The following is a 686-nucleotide window of genomic DNA, read 5'->3' as shown; positions in this document are numbered from 1 at the left end:
TTACCACTTTGTGATTCATGACTGGGGTGAAGTCGTAACAAGGTAACCGTAGGGGAACCTGCGGTTGGATCACCTCCTTACCTGAAGATACCTTCCCGCGAAGTGCTCACACAGATTGTCTGATGAACTTAGAGAAGAGCGTAAAACGCCTGCAGGCTTGTAGCTCAGGTGGTTAGAGCGCACCCCTGATAAGGGTGAGGTCGGTGGTTCAAGTCCACTCAGGCCTACCAAATCATTTCTCATGCTGCGTTACAGCGCCGCTCGCATAGAAGACTATGCGTCGCGACCCTGCGCCTTGCCTGAAAAATGATTCTCCTTGGTACTCATGCGTTTTACAACACTCATCGGGGCTATAGCTCAGCTGGGAGAGCGCCTGCCTTGCACGCAGGAGGTCAGCGGTTCGATCCCGCTTAGCTCCACCATCAACGAACCCGCGTTGATACAACTTCAGAATGCATTTACTGAATGCATTGCGAAGTTATTGCTCTTTAACAATCCGGAACAAGCTGAAAATTTGAAACGACGCGTCGTGTTCATTCTCCGTAATAAGAATGAAATCACGATGCGTTCGAGTCTCTCAAATGCTTGCAGTCTGCAGCGTTGCAAAACGCCTGTGGGTTGTGAGGTTAAGCGACTAAGCGTACACGGTGGATGCCCTGGCAGTCAGAGGCGATGAAGGACGTGCT

At 50.9% G+C, this 686-nt stretch carries 2 tRNA genes and 1 rRNA gene; all 3 read left to right on the top strand.

The window, feature by feature from the left end:
• Positions 1-80, top strand: a 16S ribosomal RNA gene (locus tag C1Y43_RS23450); the annotation flags it as partial.
• A 73-nt stretch (positions 81-153) separates the two neighbouring features.
• Positions 154-230 (top strand) — tRNA-Ile (locus tag C1Y43_RS23445).
• 116 nt (positions 231-346) lie between these two features.
• Positions 347-422: transfer RNA gene (locus C1Y43_RS23440), tRNA-Ala, on the top strand.
• The last annotated feature ends 264 nt before the right edge of the window (positions 423-686 follow it).

The organism is Pantoea sp. ICBG 828 (genome assembly GCF_002928355.1).
GTDB lineage: Bacteria > Pseudomonadota > Gammaproteobacteria > Enterobacterales > Enterobacteriaceae > Pantoea > Pantoea dispersa.
Note: the sequence above shows the minus strand (reverse complement) of the source record. Positions and strands in the feature narration are given on the sequence as shown.